The organism is Mycobacterium decipiens, from assembly GCF_963853665.1.
GTDB classification, from domain to species: Bacteria; Actinomycetota; Actinomycetes; order Mycobacteriales; family Mycobacteriaceae; genus Mycobacterium; species Mycobacterium decipiens.
Window position 1 is genome coordinate 3,628,263 of sequence record NZ_OY970459.1, and the last position, 15,588, is coordinate 3,643,850.

Annotated in this window: 14 protein-coding genes; 4 read left to right on the top strand and 10 right to left on the bottom strand. The window is 65.7% G+C overall.

The window, feature by feature from the left end:
* Positions 1–160: 160 nt before the first annotated feature.
* The 8 genes from AADZ55_RS15985 to AADZ55_RS16020 all read right to left on the bottom strand — a co-directional run bounded on the left by AADZ55_RS15985 (position 161) and on the right by AADZ55_RS16020 (position 9,363).
* Entirely contained in the window at positions 161–982 is an 822-nt protein-coding gene (locus tag AADZ55_RS15985) for an HpcH/HpaI aldolase/citrate lyase family protein (RefSeq protein WP_085324442.1), read from the bottom strand.
* The gene (locus tag AADZ55_RS15990; RefSeq protein WP_085324441.1) at positions 979–1,485 is read right to left on the bottom strand and encodes a MaoC family dehydratase; all 507 of its coding nucleotides are present in this window, start codon (positions 1,483–1,485) and stop codon (positions 979–981) included. The genes AADZ55_RS15985 and AADZ55_RS15990 overlap by 4 nt, the downstream gene beginning before the upstream one ends.
* The gene (locus AADZ55_RS15995; RefSeq protein WP_085324440.1) at positions 1,482–2,648 is read right to left on the bottom strand and encodes an acyl-CoA dehydrogenase family protein; all 1,167 of its coding nucleotides are present in this window, start codon (positions 2,646–2,648) and stop codon (positions 1,482–1,484) included. The genes AADZ55_RS15990 and AADZ55_RS15995 overlap by 4 nt, the downstream gene beginning before the upstream one ends.
* 3 nt (positions 2,649–2,651) lie before the next feature.
* Entirely contained in the window at positions 2,652–4,616 is a 1,965-nt protein-coding gene (locus AADZ55_RS16000; RefSeq protein WP_085324439.1) for an acetyl/propionyl/methylcrotonyl-CoA carboxylase subunit alpha, read from the bottom strand.
* 4 nt (positions 4,617–4,620) lie between these two features.
* Positions 4,621–6,204 (bottom strand): carboxyl transferase domain-containing protein, encoded by a 1,584-nt coding sequence (locus AADZ55_RS16005; protein WP_085324438.1) that lies wholly within the window; start codon positions 6,202–6,204, stop codon positions 4,621–4,623.
* Positions 6,201–6,848, bottom strand: a complete 648-nt coding sequence (locus AADZ55_RS16010; RefSeq protein WP_085324437.1) for a 3-oxoacid CoA-transferase subunit B — start codon at positions 6,846–6,848, stop codon at positions 6,201–6,203. The genes AADZ55_RS16005 and AADZ55_RS16010 overlap by 4 nt, the downstream gene beginning before the upstream one ends.
* 55 nt (positions 6,849–6,903) lie before the next feature.
* Positions 6,904–7,647 carry a CoA transferase subunit A gene (locus AADZ55_RS16015; protein WP_085324436.1) on the bottom strand — a complete coding sequence of 248 codons (744 nt, stop codon included), beginning with the start codon at positions 7,645–7,647 and terminating at the stop codon, positions 6,904–6,906.
* A 72-nt stretch (positions 7,648–7,719) separates the two neighbouring features.
* Positions 7,720–9,363 (bottom strand): AMP-binding protein, encoded by a 1,644-nt coding sequence (locus AADZ55_RS16020; RefSeq protein WP_085324435.1) that lies wholly within the window; start codon positions 9,361–9,363, stop codon positions 7,720–7,722.
* Between the two features lie 115 nt (positions 9,364–9,478).
* On the opposite strand from AADZ55_RS16020, the gene AADZ55_RS16025 reads away from it, so the two are divergent.
* Both AADZ55_RS16025 and AADZ55_RS16030 read left to right on the top strand, forming a co-directional pair.
* The gene (locus tag AADZ55_RS16025) at positions 9,479–10,126 is read left to right on the top strand and encodes a TetR/AcrR family transcriptional regulator (protein ID WP_085324540.1); all 648 of its coding nucleotides are present in this window, start codon (positions 9,479–9,481) and stop codon (positions 10,124–10,126) included.
* A 113-nt stretch (positions 10,127–10,239) separates the two neighbouring features.
* Positions 10,240–11,046: an MmpS family transport accessory protein gene (locus AADZ55_RS16030; RefSeq protein WP_085324434.1), complete on the top strand. Its 807-nt coding sequence runs from the start codon at positions 10,240–10,242 to the stop codon at positions 11,044–11,046.
* Here AADZ55_RS16030 and AADZ55_RS16035 read toward each other — a convergent pair.
* Complete coding sequence (locus AADZ55_RS16035) at positions 11,043–12,413, bottom strand: MFS transporter (protein ID WP_085324433.1); 1,371 nt, start codon at positions 12,411–12,413, stop codon at positions 11,043–11,045. The two genes, AADZ55_RS16030 and AADZ55_RS16035, sit on opposite strands and share 4 nt — an antisense overlap.
* A gap of 44 nt (positions 12,414–12,457) precedes the next feature.
* On the opposite strand from AADZ55_RS16035, the gene cmrA reads away from it, so the two are divergent.
* Positions 12,458–13,261 (top strand): mycolate reductase, encoded by an 804-nt coding sequence (gene cmrA, locus AADZ55_RS16040; RefSeq protein WP_085324432.1) that lies wholly within the window; start codon positions 12,458–12,460, stop codon positions 13,259–13,261.
* 3 nt (positions 13,262–13,264) lie between these two features.
* Here cmrA and AADZ55_RS16045 read toward each other — a convergent pair whose 3' ends face one another.
* The gene (locus AADZ55_RS16045; protein WP_085324431.1) at positions 13,265–14,866 is read right to left on the bottom strand and encodes a helicase HerA-like domain-containing protein; all 1,602 of its coding nucleotides are present in this window, start codon (positions 14,864–14,866) and stop codon (positions 13,265–13,267) included.
* Positions 14,867–14,934: 68 nt separating this feature from the next.
* On the opposite strand from AADZ55_RS16045, the gene orn reads away from it, so the two are divergent.
* On the top strand, positions 14,935–15,582 hold the full coding sequence (gene orn, locus AADZ55_RS16050; RefSeq protein ID WP_085324430.1) for an oligoribonuclease: 648 nt from the start codon (positions 14,935–14,937) through the stop codon (positions 15,580–15,582).
* Positions 15,583–15,588 lie beyond the last annotated feature (6 nt).

Sequence of the window (15,588 nt, forward strand, 5' to 3'; positions counted from 1 at the left end):
GAGCCACGACGGTTACACCAGCTGCGAGCCGAAGTCGATCGCCAGCCCCGCGATAGCTTCCGCTCGCCGCAACACTGGCGTTCTTCCATTATGCCCCCAATTGCGAAGACCCCAGGCCGATCGAGAAGGATAGCAGCCGCGTCGCGACGATCCGCAACCATCACCCAGGGGTGGCTTCCCCGGCCCGCCGCAACATCGCTTCGGCGTGCCTGAGCACTGGCGAGTCGACCATCTGGCCTTCGAACGCGAACGCCCCACGCTCGTTTCGGGACGCGGCCAAAACACGTCGCGCCCAGGCCAGCTTCTCGTCGCTGGGCCGATAGGCTTTACGCACCACCGGGATCTGACTCGGGTGGATGCACACGGTCACGTCGAAGCCCACCGCCGCGGCGTCTCTGGCCTCTTCCTGCAAGCCCTCGACATCAAGGATATCCAGATGTACCGCATCGAGCGCGAGGCGGCCGAACGCGGACGCGGCGAGCAGGATGGTGGACCGGACATGACGGGTCACGTCACGATAAGCACCGTCGGCCCGCCGGCTCGAGCTGCCGCCCAGGGTGGCGATCAGGTCTTCGGCACCCCACATCAATCCCACGATGGGATCGGCGGCGGCAATCTCGGCGGCACGGACGGCACCGCGCGCGGTCTCCACCAGCGCGATGACATCGCGTGGCGCCAGCTCGGCGACCTGGGCGGCCGATTCGGCTTTGGACAGCATCACCGTTGTATAGGCGGTGTCCACCAGGGCCTTTAGGTCACGGGCCTGGTCCTCGGTGCCGCACGCGTTGATTCGCACCACGGTGCGTTCGGGGTCCAGCGGGGTGTCCCGCAACGCCCTGCGCGCGGCGGGTTTCTCCGCCTCGGCGACGCCGTCCTCGAGGTCGAGTATCACCACGTCGGCCGCGGCCGCGGCCTTCGCGAAGCGCTCCGGGCGATCGGCAGGGCAGAACAGCCACCCGGGACCGGCGGCACGCAGGTTCATTTCGCCTCCTGACTTGGCTGCTTGTGGACCAGCGTGGTGCGCACCGCCCGCGCGACCACGTCACCGTGCTGGTTGCGGCCCGTGTGCTTGAGGGTGACGATGCCTTCGCCGGGCCGGCTTTTCGACTCGCGTTTGCCGGTACAGACAGTCTCCGCATACAGCGTGTCGCCGTGGAAGACCGGGTTGGGAAACGACACTTCGGAGAAGCCGAGGTTGGCCACGATGGTGCCCAGCGTCAATTGCGCAACCGACAGACCGACCAGCGTCGAGAGGGTGAACATCGAGTTCACCAGCCGCTCGCCCCGAAAGCCCGGCTGCTGCCCGGCCCACGCCGCGTCGAGGTGCAGTGACTGGGTGTTCATCGTCAGCGTGGTGAACAAGACGTTGTCGGCCTCGGTCACCGTGCGGCCGGGCCGGTGCAGGTATGTGGTGCCGGTCTCGAACTCCTCGAACCACAAGCCCCGCTGGAGAACGGACTTGCCGGACGGCTCCGCGGCGGTCATGAGAGCCCCAGGGATCGCGCGATGAGCATCAGCTGCACCTCCGTGGTGCCCTCACCAATCTCGAGGACCTTGCTGTCGCGGTAGTGCCGCGCCACCGGATACTCGTTCATGAAGCCGTATCCGCCGTGGATCTGGGTGGCATCGCGGGCGTTATCCATCGCCGCCTCCGAGGAGACCATCTTCGCGATAGCCGCCTCCTTCTTGAAGGGCTTGCCCGCCAACATCTTTGCGGCCGCATCGTAGTACGCCGTGCGAGCGACGTGGGCGCGCGCCTCCATCCGTGCGATCTTGAAGCTGATTGCTTGATAGGAACCGATCGGCTGGCCGAACGACTGACGCTCGTTGGCGTACTTGACGCTCTCGTCCACACAGCCTTGGGCCGCCCCGGTGGCCAGCGCGGCAATCGCGATCCGGCCCTCGTCCAGAATGGACATGAAGTTCGCGTAGCCGCTCCCGCGGGCGCCCAGCAGGTTCTCCCGGGGTACGCGTGCGTCGGCAAACGTCAGCGGGTGGGTGTCTGAGGCGTTCCAGCCGATCTTGTTGTAGACCGGCTCCACGGTGAACCCCGGTGTGCCGCTAGGCACGACGATCGTCGAGATCTCCTTCCTACCGTCGGTAGCGCTCCCGGTGACCGCAGTGACAGTGACCAGCGAAGTGATGTCGGTGCCCGAGTTGGTGATGAATTGCTTGGAGCCGTTGATGATCCACTCGTCACCTTCGAGGCGCGCCGTGGTGCGGGTGCTGCCGGCGTCCGATCCGGCACCCGGCTCGGTGAGACCAAAACCGGCAAGCGCGCGGCCCGCGGTCAAGTCCGGCAACCACTTCTGTTTCTGCTCCTCGGTGCCGAACCGGTAGATCGGCATCGCACCGAGGCCCACCGAGGCCTCCAGCGTGATCGCAACCGACTGGTCGACCTTGCCGAGCTCCTCAAGTGTGAGCGCCAGCGCAAAGTAGTCGCCGCCCATGCCCCCGTACTCCTCGGGAAACGGCAGGCCGAACAGTCCCATTTCGCCCATCTTCGCGACGACCTCGTACGGGAAGCTGTGTTCCTCGTCGTGTTTGGCCGACACCGGCGCGACCACGGTGCGGGCGAAATCGGCCACTGTGGCGCGAAGATCCTCGTATTCCTTGGGTAACGTCCCTGCGGTGATCGCTGTCGTCATGATCTAATCCTTGATCCTCGCCAATACCTGTTCGACCTTCACCTGATCACCAACGGACACCAGCACTTCTACTTGTCCCGAAACCGGCGCGGTGAGTGAGTGTTCCATCTTCATCGCTTCGACGACCACCACGGCATCACCCTGCGACACCGCAGCGCCGGACGCGACCTGCACGGCGATCACGTTGCCGGGCATGGGGCTGACCACCTCGTCCTGCCGCTCGCCCACAGCGCGGTGAATCTTGCGCTCCTCGGCCTCACGCAGGTGCCAGGTTCCGCGCTCATCGGCGATCCACAAATGCCGGTCGGCCTCCGCCCAACGATACTCCCGGCGCAGCCCGCCTATCGTCGCGCTGATCTGCTCCCGCGTAACTTGCGCACTCGCAGATTCGATCTCGCCATCGCCAACCTGAACCCTGGCGGCCTCGGGTAGCCCCCACACCGACACGGTCTCACTGCGCAGCGGGGTGCGCATCGCGGTGCGAACCGGTGCCATACGGCCGCCGACCCGCCATCCGGTCGGCGTGGCCCACGGGTCGCTCTTTGCCAGGCGGGCCAGGGCCCACTGGCGGTAGAGACCACCCGCGGCGAGCACGTCGTCGGGCGCCGGCAACGGAGTGAAATCGGCCAGGCGCTCGTCCAGCAAAGCGGTGTCCAAATCCCCGGCGCGGACCCGCTCGTCGGCGAGCAGAAAGCGCAGGAACTCGACGTTGGTCTGCACCCCCAGCACCGCCGTCCGGGCCAGCGCCTCATCGAGCCGATCCAGCGCCTGCTCCCGGTCGGCACCGTACGCGATCACCTTGCTCAGCATCGGGTCGTAATCACTGCCGACCACCGTGCCGCCCAACAGCGACGAGTCCACCCGCACACCGGCGCCGGAGGGTTCGAACACCTGCAGCACCCGCCCACCGGTGGGCAGAAATCCCCGTGCCGGATCCTCCGCGTACACCCGGGCCTCGATCGCGTGCCCGCGTAGCTCGACGTCGTCCTGGGCGAAGGCCAGCTTTTCGCCCGCGCCCACCCGTAGCTGCCACTCGACCAGGTCCAGCCCGGTGATCGCCTCGGTGACCGGATGTTCCACCTGCAGCCGGGTGTTCATCTCCATGAAGAAGAATTCGTCGGGGCGTTCCGCCGAGACGATGAACTCCACCGTGCCGGCGCCGACGTAATCGACGCTGCGAGCGGTGTTGCAGGCCGCGGTCCCGATGCGCGCCCGGGTCTGCGGGTCGAGCAGCGGCGACGGAGCCTCCTCGATGACCTTCTGGTGGCGTCGCTGCAGGCTGCACTCACGTTCACCCAGATGCACCACGTTGCCATGCGTGTCTGCGAGCACCTGCACCTCGATGTGCCTGGGCCGCAACACAAACCGCTCCAGGAACAGCGTGTCGTCGCCGAACGAGGACGCCGCTTCGCGCCGAGCACTCACCAGCGCTTCACGCAGCCGTGCGGGATCTTCCACCAACCGCATGCCTTTGCCACCACCGCCCGCGGACGGTTTGATCAGCACCGGATAGCCAACCTCATCGGCGGCGGTGACGAGATCGTCGTCCGTCAGCCCGGCACGTGCCACACCGGGCACCACCGGCACGTCGAAGGCGGCGACCGCGCCCTTGGCGGTGATCTTGTCGCCCATCACCTCGATCGCGCGCGCCGGAGGGCCCAGGAACACCACCCCGGCCCCCTCACACGCCGCGGCGAAATCGGCGTTCTCGGAAAGAAACCCGTAACCCGGATGGATCGCCTGGGCTCCGGTGCGCGCCGCTGCATCGAGCACCTTGCCGATATCCAGGTAGCTTTCGCGCGCCGGGGCGGGGCCAAGCCGCACCGCCGCGTCCGCCTCGAGGACGTGGCGGGCATCGGCGTCGGGGTCGCTGTAGACGGCGACCGACCGGATATTCAGCCGGCGCAGCGTCGCGATCACCCGAACCGCGATCTCGCCACGGTTGGCCACTAGCACGGTGTCGAACATTGCCTCACATCCGAAAGACGCCGTAGCCGACCTGATCTAACGGAGCGTAGGCGCATACCGAAAGGGCAAGCCCAACAACCGTTCTAGTGTCAGCCGGGTCGATGATGCCATCATCCCACAACCGGGCGGTCGAGTAGTATGGGTTGCCCTGGTGCTCGTACTGCTCTCGGATGGGCGCCTTGAACTCCTCCTCTTCGTCAGGTGACCACGGGCTACCCGCTGCGGTGAGTTGCTCACCGCGCACGGTCGCGAGCACCGACGCGGCCTGTTCACCGCCCATCACCGAGATCCGCGCATTCGGCCACATCCACAGAAAGCGCGGCGAGTAGGCGCGTCCACACATCGAGTAGTTGCCCGCGCCATAGGACCCCCCGATCACGACGGTCAACTTCGGCACCCGGGCGCAGGCCACTGCGGTGACCATCTTGGCACCGTGCTTGGCGATGCCGCCGGCCTCGTAGTCGCGGCCGACCATGAAGCCGGCGATGTTCTGCAGAAACAGCAGCGGGATCTTGCGCTTGTCGCACAGCTCGATGAAATGCGCTCCCTTGAGCGCGGATTCGCTGAACAACACGCCGTTGTTGGCGATAATCCCGACGGGGTGGCCGTGAATGCGGGCAAACGCGGTCAACAGGGTTTTGCCGTATTTGGCTTTGAACTCATTGAATTCGCTGCCGTCGACCAGCCGCGCAATGACCTCGTGCACGTCGTAGGGGACCCGCGGGTCCGGGGGCACGATGTCGTAGAGCTCGGTCTGTGCGTGCTTGGGCTCGACCGCACGGCCCACTTCCCATTGCGCGGGTTCGCGCGGGCCGAAGGTGCCCGCGATCGCGCGCACGATCCGCAGCGCGTGCTCGTCGTCGTCGGCGAGATGGTCGGTGACACCGGACGTTCGCGAATGCAGGTCGCCGCCGCCGAGTTCCTCGGCCGAGACGATCTCGCCGGTCGCCGCCTTGACCAGTGGTGGACCGCCGAGGAAGATCGTGCCCTGCTCGCGGACGATGACGGCCTCGTCACTCATCGCCGGCACGTAGGCTCCGCCCGCCGTGCAGGAGCCGAGCACCGCAGCCACCTGCGGGATGCCCTTGGCGCTCATCGTCGCCTGGTTGTAGAAGATCCGCCCGAAATGCTCGCGGTCCGGAAACACCTCGTCTTGGCGGGGCAGGAAGGCGCCGCCCGAATCCACCAGGTAGAGGCACGGCAGCAGATTCTGCAGCGCGACCTCCTGAGCGCGCAGGTGCTTCTTGACCGTCATCGGGTAGTAGGTACCGCCTTTGACCGTCGCGTCATTGGCGACGATCACGCATTCCCGCCCGGACACCCGACCGATTCCGGTGATGATCCCCGCACCCGGGGATTCGTCGCCATACATGCCGCCGGCGGCCAGCGGAGCCAGCTCGAGTAGCGGGCTGCCCGGGTCGAGCAGCCGATCCACCCGTTCGCGAGGCAAAAGCTTGCCGCGGCTGACGTGGCGTTCCCGCGCGCGTTGGTTACCGCCCAGGGCGGCGGCGGCAAGCTTGTCGTTCAGCTCCGCCACCAGCCGACGGTGCTCGTCGGCAAAGGAAGGTGCGGGTGCGACGGCCGTCACCGTGTCGCCAGATCTGAAAGCATTAGGGGCGGTTGGGTTTTCGCGACAACCTCGTCGACCGGCACGTCAGGGGCGGTCTCGACCAAGTGCAGGCCATCGTCACAAACATCGATGACCGCGAGTTCGGTGACGATGCGGTCCACGCAGCCGACCCCGGTCAACGGCAACGTGCACCGTTGCAGGATTTTCGGGCTACCGTCCTTGGCGGCGTGCTCCATCATCACGATCACCTTGCGAGCGCCGTGCACCAGGTCCATCGCCCCGCCCATGCCTTTTACCATCTTGCCGGGGATCATCCAGTTTGCGAGGTCGCCGGTGACCGAAACTTGCATGGCCCCAAGCACTGCGACGTCGAGATGACCACCGCGGATAATGCCGAAGGATGCCGACGAGCTGAAGAACGCCGCACCCGCCAGCGTGGTGACCGTCTCCTTGCCCGCGTTGATCAGATCAGCGTCAACATCCGCAGGCCGCGGGTATGGGCCGACACCGAGGATGCCGTTCTCCGAATGCAGGACGACGTGGACCCCGTCGGGAATGTGGTTGGGGATCAAGGTGGGCATTCCGATGCCAAGGTTGACGTACTGGCCGTCCTCGAAGTCCGCGGCCACCCGCGCGGCCATGTCGTCCCGGCTCCAGCTCATACTGCGCCGCTCCCCCTCATCGCTGGCGCCTCGAAGCACATCTCCCTGGGCACGCTCATCGGACCGTCTCCTTCTCGATCTTCTTGGTCAGATCGGGCACATGTAGGACCCGTTGCACAAACACGCCCGGGGTGTGCACGGTGGCTGGGTCGATCTCACCGGGTTCGACGAGGTGCTCGACCTCGGCGATCGTGATCCTGCCGGCCGATGCGCACTCCGGGTTGAAGTTGGCCGCGGCGTAGCGGTACACCAAGTTCCCGTGCCGGTCGCCCTTCCAGGCATGCACCAACGCGAAGTCGGTTCGGATCCCGCGCTCGAGAACGTAGGTGACGCCGTCGAACTCGCGAGTCTCCTTGGCGGGCGATACCACCGCCACCCCACCCGAGGCGTCATAGCGCCACGGCAGGCCGCCGTCGGCGACCTGGGTACCAACGCCGGCCGGCGTATAGAAGGCCGCTATACCCATCCCGCCGGCCCGCAACCTCTCGGCCAGCGTGCCCTGCGGGGTCAGTTCCACCTCGAGTTCACCCGATAGGAACTGCCGGGCGAACTCCCTGTTCTCGCCCACGTAGGAGGAGATAGTCCGGCGAATTCGCTTGTGTTCCAACAATAGTCCTAGACCGACTCCGTCGATGCCGCAATTGTTCGAAACCGTCTCCAGGTCGGTCACACCGCTGTCCACCAACGCTGCGATCAGTGCCTCGGGGATGCCACATAGACCGAATCCCCCAACCGCCAGAGACGACCCGTTGGTTATGTCTGCTACCGCCTCTGCAGCGGTGGCCACCAGCTTGTCCATTACCACAACTTTCAGTTAATCTTCATTAACTGGAGCGAGAATACCACTGTCCGCACGGTGCGTCCAGGGATGTCACTGTCGGCCGCTGAGGTATTCGACGGCCCGTTGTCGCATCTCCACTTTACGAACCTTGCCGGTGACAGTCATCGGGAACTCGTCGACGATCCACAGGTACCGCGGGATCTTGAACCGCGCGATGCGCCCCAGGCAGAACTCGCGCAACCGCTCAACAGTCAGCTCCGGCGCCCCGGCTCTTAGCTTGACCACCGCCATGAGCTCCTCGCCATACTTGGCGTCGGGCACCCCGATGACGTGACCATCGACAATATCGGGATGGGTGAACAGGAGTTCCTCGATCTCACGCGGGGAGATGTTCTCGCCACCCCGGATGACGAGGTCTTTGATCCGGCCGGCGATCCGGACGTAGCCGCATTCGTCCATCGCCGCCAGATCCCCGGTGTGCATCCAGCCATCCGCGTCGATCACCTCGGCGGTCTTCTCCGGGTCATTCCAGTACCCGGCCATCACCGAGTAGCCTCGCGTGCAGAACTCGCCTACCACGCCGCGGGGCACCGTCTCGCCCGTGACCGGATCCACCACCATGATCTCTAGATGCGGACCCACCCGGCCGACCGTGCCGACGCGGCGCGCCAGCGAGTCGTCGGTGCGTGTCTGGGTGGAGACCGGCGAAGTTTCCGTCATGCCGTAGCAGATCGAGACCCCGGGCATGTGCATGTGCGAGATCACCTTGCGCATCACCTCGACCGGGCACGGCGCGCCCGCCATGATCCCGGTGCGCAGGCTGCCCAGCTCGTAATCGGCGAACTCCGGCAGGCCGAGCTCGGCAATGAACATCGTCGGCACGCCGTACAGGCTGGTACACCGCTCGGTCTGCACCGCCCGCAGCGTGTCGGCCGGATTGAAGCCAGGCGCCGGGATCACCATTGCCGCGCCGTGAGTAGTGGCCGCAAGATTACCCATCACCATGCCGAAGCAGTGGTAGAACGGCACCGGGATACAGATCCGATCTTGCGCGGTGTACCCGAGCAGCTCACCAACCAAGAAGCCGTTGTTGAGGATATTGCGATGGCTCAGCGTTACACCCTTCGGGTATCCCGTTGTACCGGAAGTGTATTGGATGTTGACCGGATCACCGCTATGCAGCGTCGCCGCGGTCCGCTGCAGTGCAGTCGGATCGGGCTCGGCACCCGCCAGCGCGTCCCAGCCATCGCTTTCCATAAAAACCACGTCGGCCAGATCGGGACATCGCGGCCCCACCTCGGCCAGCATGCCACGATAGTCCGCATCCTTGAAACCCGTTGCCGCGATTACCATCGCGACGCCGGATTGCCTAAGCGCATAATCCAATTCGCGAACCCGGTAGGCGGGGTTTATCGTCACCAAGACCGCACCGATCTCAGCTGTCGCGTACTGGACAAGCACCCACTCCCACCGGTTCGGCGCCCAGATGCCGACCCGATCGCCCGCGCCGATCCCCGCCCGCACCAGCCCCGTCGCCAGCCGGCGCACGTCGGCCAGCAGTTCGGCATAACTCCACCGCCGCGCGGCCCCGACGTCGACGAGCGCGTCCCGATGTGGGTATCTGGCGGCGGTGGCTGCGAAGTTGGCGCCGATCGTCGACTCGAGCAACGCTGGCGTGCTCGGACCGCGATCATAGGAAAGCGGATTGGGGCCTGCGAATTCCGCGGCTGCCACGGTTCCTCCGCCTGGTGCCTACCGCGTCACCGACTCGAGTTATTGACAAATAACTCGTGCTACGTTAGTGACGATTAACCGAAGTGTCCAGCACAAGTTGTGTACGGAGGCCGTCGTGACAGCGTCCGCCCCGGACGGCCAGCCCCCCCGGCCTGAGGCCCCAAATCGTCGCAGTCAGTTGAAGTCCGACCGGCGATTGCAACTCCTGTCAGCCGCCGAACGATTGTTCGCCGAACGAGGATTCCTCGCGGTGCGGCTCGAAGATATCGGCGCAGCCGCCGGCATCAGCGGTCCGGCCATCTACCGCCACTTCCCCAACAAGGAGTCGCTACTGGTGGAATTGCTGGTCGGCATCAGTGCCCGGCTGCTCGCCGGTGCACGCGATGTGACGAACCGCAGCCCTGACTCGGCTACCGCGCTGGACGGCCTCATCGAATTTCACCTCGACTTTGCCCTGGGCGAACCGGACCTCATCCGCATCCAGGACCGTGACCTTGCGCATCTGCCGGCCGTCGCCGAGCGGCAGGTGCGAAAGGCCCAGCGACAATACGTGGAGGTCTGGGTCGGCGTCCTGCGTGAGCTGAACCCCGTCCTGGTCGAAGCCGACGCCCGGCTGATGGCCCACGCCGTATTCGGCCTGTTGAACTCCACGCCACACAGCGTGAAGGCGACCGATAGCAAGCCGGCGCGGACGCTGCGGGCACGCGCCGTGCTGCGGGCCATGACGGTCGCCGCGCTATCAGCCGGAGATCGGTGTCGGTAGCGTCAATACATGTTGAAGACCCATCGACCGGACACCTTCCCACGCGGCGGTGTCGTCGGGTGCGTCAGCGCACCCGAGACCGCCGCGGGTACCCTGCATCCCATGAGGTGGACATGAACGATCCACGTCGCCCCCAGCGATTTGGTCCCCCTCCTCCCGGGTATGGACCGGCCGGGCCGCACGTTCCCCGAAATCCGTCGACTACCGACCCGGCCTACGCCGACCAGGCGCCATACGGCTCCGCCTACGGCGGCTACGTTTCCCCACCGTGGTCCCCACCGGGGCCCCCGCCATGGCCGGGCCCCAACGAGCCCAACCCGACCCAACAGCCGCCGCAATACTGGCAGCAAGACCCGCCCCCGCCGGGCGGATTTCCCACCGACGAGCTGACTCCCCCACCACCGCAAGGCCCACGAACGCCGCGCTGGTTATGGTTCGCCGCAGGCGCGGCCGTGCTGCTCGTCGTCGCGTTGGTCATCGCACTGGTCATCGCCAACGGCTCGGTCAAGAACCAAACCGCGATCGAGCCGTTGCCCCCGATGCCCGGGCCTAGCCCGACACTTCCGACAACGACAACACGGATCACACCCTCACCCAGCACCACACCGGTACCGACAACTACCAGCGGTACGCCCACCGAGACAACCGCCGGCGCGATGCAGACCGTTGTCTACAACGTCACGGGGGAAGGCCGTGCGATCAGCGTCACCTACATGGATACCGGCGACGTGATACAGACCGAGTTCAACGTGGCGCTGCCATGGCGCAAAGAGGTCAGCCTGTCCAGGTCGGCCTTGCATCCGGCCAGCGTCACGATCGTCAACATCGGTCATGACGTCACCTGCTCGGTCACGGTGGCCGGGGTTCAGGTACGCCAGCGCACCGGGGTGGGCCTGACGATCTGCGACGCCGGAGGCTAGATCGGCTCGGCCGCGACAGCGCCGCCGTGCCGCCCAACGCGCACTCGCAGCATCAGCAGCAGTCCAAGAATCAACACCAGGCACACCCCGCCCAAGCCGGCCCGGACAGCATGGAACACGTCCACGAAGACGGAAAACATCCAGGGCGCTAGGAAGGACACCGCCCGGCCGGTCATCGTGTACAGCCCGAAGGCGACTCCTTCCTTGCCGTGTTGGGCCATCTGCAGCAGCAGCGCGCGAGACGAGGACTGGGACGGTCCGATGAACAGGCACAGCAACAGCGCGCACACCCAGAACGCCAGCGGCCCGGACAGGGCAAGCAAAGTCAATGCCATGGCGATGATCGCCGTCAGTGATCCGACGATGACCCGTTTGGATCCGATCCGGTGGTCGATGAGGCCACCCACTACCGCTCCTAGCGCGGCCACCACGCAGGCGGCCACACCAAAGACCAGGACGTCGGCTTGCGAAAGGCCATATACGTTGACACCGAGTACGGCGCCGAAAACAAACATCGCCGCCAGCCCGTCGCGGAAGACCGCGCTCGCCACCAGGAAGTACACCAGGTTTCGGTCGCGGCGCCATTCCGCGGTGATATCCAGCCAAAGTTTGCGATAACCACCGAGCATGCTCATCGGCGGGGGGGACACCGGACCTGTTTGCGGACCTGACTCGGGTAGCCGGTGGGCGAACAACAGCAGTGGCAGCGCGAACAGCGCCAGCCACGCCGCAGTCATCAGCATCGTCGCCCGCACGTTCCAGCCATCCTGGGTGGGCAGGCGCAGCAGACCGCGCGCCGGGCCGGTTCCGGACATGAAGCCCAGATAAACCACCACCAGCAGCAGTACGCTCCCGACGTAGCCGGCCGCCCATCCGAAGCCCGAGATCCGGCCCGCGGTCTGCGGTGTGCAGAATTGGCGCAGCATCGCGTTGTACGGGACGCTGGCCAGGTCGCTGGACGCCACGGTCGCCGCCAGCAACGCCAAGCCGGGCAACAAGTAGCGCGGGTCGTCACGAATCAGGCTCATCGATGCGGTCAGCGTCACCACCAGGCTGGTCAACCCGCCCAGTACTACCCGTCGGCGGCGCGGCGACTCCACCCAGACGCCCAGTACCGGGGCAAGCACGGCGATCGCCAATCCGGCGATGGCCAGCGTCCGACCCAACCAACTCTCCGGGGACGTACCTCCGGCCGGGCTCTGCCCCACCCTGTCGGTCAAGTAGACGGTGAACACGAAGGTCCCCACGATGGCGTTCAGCCCGGTGGAACCGCAGTCCCACAGTGCCCAGGCCAATACTGGGGATCGCGCAGGTGTGTCCCGACGTTCTACTCGGCGGCTCGCTGAACCCGACTCCGAGTGACTCATGCCCGGCACTCTAACGGGACTTGCTGCGTGTTTACGATTGGCGCATGCCGATACCCGCCCCCAGTCCCGACGCACGTTCCGTTGTCACCGGAGCCTCGCAGAACATCGGCGCAGCGTTGGCCACCGAACTTGCCGCACGGGGGCACAGCCTGATCGTCACCGCGCGGCGCGAAGACGTGCTCACCGACCTCGCCGCCCGGTTGGTCGACAAGTACCGCGTCGCCGTCGAAGTACGACCGGCCGATCTTTCCGACCCCGGGGAACGAGCCAAGCTATGCGACGAACTTACCGCCCGCCCCATCTCGATCCTGTGCGCCAACGCCGGCACTGCGACATTCGGTCCGGTCTCGGCACTCGACCCGGCGGGCGAAAAGGCGCAGGTGCAGCTGAATGCCCTTGGAGTGCATGACCTTACGTTGGCGGTGCTACCTGGAATGATCGAGCGCAAAGCCGGCGGCATATTGATTTCCGGTTCGGCAGCAGGCAATTCACCAATTCCCTACAACGCCACCTACGCCGCCACCAAGGCCTTCGCGAACACCTTCAGCGAATCTCTGCGCGGCGAATTACGCGGTACCGGGGTGCACGTCACCCTACTCGCGCCGGGCCCGGTACGCACCGAGCTCCCCGATGCTGGCGAAGCGTCGCTCGTTGAGAAGTTGGTGCCCGACTTCCTCTGGATCTCGACCGAGCACACCGCCCGGGTATCTCTGGATGCCTTGGAGCGCAACAAGATGCGCGTTGTCCCGGGCCTTACGTCAAAAGCCATGTCGGTCGCCAGCCAATACGCTCCACGCGCGATCGTGGCGCCGATCGTGGGAAGCTTCTACAAGAAGCTGGGCGGCTAGCCGCTACCTGCGCCGGCGCCGCCCAGTACCGAAGATGCTGCGGGTGATCTCGCGCGCGGTGGTGTTCAGCACGCTCTTCACCGTCGGATTCTTCAGTACCTCTTCCCACATGGACGGGCCTTGCGGCCCGGCCGGCACCGGCATCGGCGGCACTTCGATGTCGCTCGGCCAAGGCAGCGGATCGTAGGGCCCCCGCTGGGCTGGAACCTCCTGCTGCGGGGCTTGGGGCCCCGTCCCGTACTTTTCGTTCACCAGCTCGTAAGCCGACTGTCGATCAATGGTCTGGCCGTATGCGGCTTGCAGTGAGCTGGCCCTGGCCGCAGCGTCAATCGCGTCGGTGCCGATGGCGCCCATCAGCGATCGGGGTGCTCGCATCCGGGTCCACGCCACCGGCGTCGGCGCGCCCCGCTCCGAGAGCACGGTGACGATAGCCTCGCCAATGCCCAGGGACGTCAGCGCGGACTGAAGGTCGTAGACATCGGTTTTCGGGTAGGTCCGGACGGTCTTGGCGAGCGCCTTGTGATCGTCGGGGGTGAATGCCCGCAGCGCGTGCTGTATCCGGGCTCCCAGTTGGGAGAGCACGTCCTTGGGTAGATCGGTTGGCAACTGGGTGCAGAAGAACACCCCGACGCCCTTGGAGCGAATCAGTTTGACGGTTTGCTCGACCTGCTCCAGGAAGGCCTTGGAGGCGTCGGTGAACAGCAGGTGCGCCTCGTCGAAGAAGAAGACCAGCTTGGGCTTGTCCAGATCCCCCACCTCGGGCAGGAACGTGAATAGATCGGCCAACATCCACATCAGGAAGGCGGAGAACATCACCGGGCGCAACGACTGACGGCCGAACTCGAGCAACGAGACGATGCCGCGGCCTTGGCTGTCGACGCGCAGCAGGTCCTCCGGTCTGATTTCCGGCTCGCCAAAGAAGGTGTCGGCGCCCTCGGCCTCCAGATTGACCAATGCCCTCAAGATGACGCCGGCCGTCGTGGGAGACACTGCCCCAAGGGATTTCAGCTCGGTCTTGCCCTCGTCGCCGAGCAGGTAACCGATGACCGCACGCAAGTCCTTCAGGTCCAGTAATGGCAATCCCCGCTGGTCGGCCCAATGGAAGATCAGCCCGAGCGTCGATTCCTGAGTAGCGTTGAGCCCCAAGATCTTTGCCAGCAAGATGGGGCCGAAGCTGGAAATCGTCGCACGCACCGGAACCCCAATTCCCTTGGTGCCCAGTGACAAGAACTCCACCGGGAACGCCGTCGGCGCCCAGTCGTCCCCGGTGTCCTTGGCGCGCGCGGCGGTCTTGTCGTTCGCCTCTCCCGCCCGGGCCAGGCCGGACAGATCACCCTTCACATCGGCCATCAGCACGGCCACACCCGCCGCGCTGAGCTGCTCGGCGATCAGCTGCAGCGTTTTGGTCTTGCCGGTTCCGGTGGAACCGGCCACCAGGCCGTGCCGGTTGACGGTGGCCAGCGGAATGCGAATCTGTGCGGTCGGGTCGGCCACGCCGTCAACGACGACGGTGCCCAATTCCAGCGCCCGGCCTTCGACGGCATAACCGGCCGAGATTCGCTGGGCCGGCCCGCCAAGCCCACCGGACGCCGATTCGGTGCTCATAGCCCCATCACACTACTTGCCCGGGGGGAGGCCGCTGCGATGGCTGGCGTGCGCCTACGCTGAGCGCTGTGCGCGACGAATTGGTGTGGATCGACTGCGAGATGACCGGGCTCAATGTGGGTTCGGACAAGTTGATCGAGATCGCCGCCCTGGTCACCGATGCCGATCTGAACATTCTGGGCGACGGTGTCGACGTGGTGATCCACGCCGACGACGCCGCGCTGTCGGGCATGATCGACGTCGTCACCGAGATGCACTCGCGCTCGGGACTGATCGCGGAGGTGAGGGCGTCCACCGTCGACATGGCGACTGCCGAAACCATGGTCCTTGACTACATCAACGAGCACGTCAAGCAACCCAAGACGGCGCCGCTGGCCGGCAACTCGATCGCCACCGATCGTGCGTTCATCGCCCGGGACATGCCCACCCTGAACTCGTTTCTGCACTACCGGATGATCGACGTCAGCTCGATCAAGGAACTCTGCCGACGCTGGTACCCGCGCATCTATTTCGGCCAGCCGCCCAAGGGGCTGGCGCACCGGGCGCTGGCCGACATTCACGAATCCATCCGCGAACTGCAGTTCTACCGGCGCACCGCATTCGTGCCCCTACCAGGGCCCTCTACCAGCGAAATCGCGGCGGTGGTCACCGAACTCCAGGGCGGAGCCGACGCACCGGGAGAAACCGATTCGGCCGACGAGCCGCCAAGCGGTTAATATCGA

Bases quoted from the DNA above. Each gene is read 5' to 3' on its own strand.
- AADZ55_RS15985 (WP_085324442.1), bottom strand. From the start codon at position 982: ATGAACCTGCGTGCCGCCGGTCCCGGGTGGCTGTTCTGCCCTGCCGAT.
- AADZ55_RS15990 (WP_085324441.1), bottom strand. From the start codon at position 1,485: ATGACCGCCGCGGAGCCGTCCGGCAAGTCCGTTCTCCAGCGGGGCTTG.
- AADZ55_RS15995 (WP_085324440.1), bottom strand. From the start codon at position 2,648: ATGACGACAGCGATCACCGCAGGGACGTTACCCAAGGAATACGAGGAT.
- AADZ55_RS16000 (WP_085324439.1), bottom strand. From the start codon at position 4,616: ATGTTCGACACCGTGCTAGTGGCCAACCGTGGCGAGATCGCGGTTCGG.
- AADZ55_RS16010 (WP_085324437.1), bottom strand. From the start codon at position 6,848: ATGAGCTGGAGCCGGGACGACATGGCCGCGCGGGTGGCCGCGGACTTC.
- AADZ55_RS16015 (WP_085324436.1), bottom strand. From the start codon at position 7,647: ATGGACAAGCTGGTGGCCACCGCTGCAGAGGCGGTAGCAGACATAACC.
- AADZ55_RS16030 (WP_085324434.1), top strand. From the start codon at position 10,240: ATGAACGATCCACGTCGCCCCCAGCGATTTGGTCCCCCTCCTCCCGGG.
- AADZ55_RS16035 (WP_085324433.1), bottom strand. From the start codon at position 12,413: ATGAGTCACTCGGAGTCGGGTTCAGCGAGCCGCCGAGTAGAACGTCGG.
- cmrA (WP_085324432.1), top strand. From the start codon at position 12,458: ATGCCGATACCCGCCCCCAGTCCCGACGCACGTTCCGTTGTCACCGGA.
- AADZ55_RS16045 (WP_085324431.1), bottom strand. From the start codon at position 14,866: ATGAGCACCGAATCGGCGTCCGGTGGGCTTGGCGGGCCGGCCCAGCGA.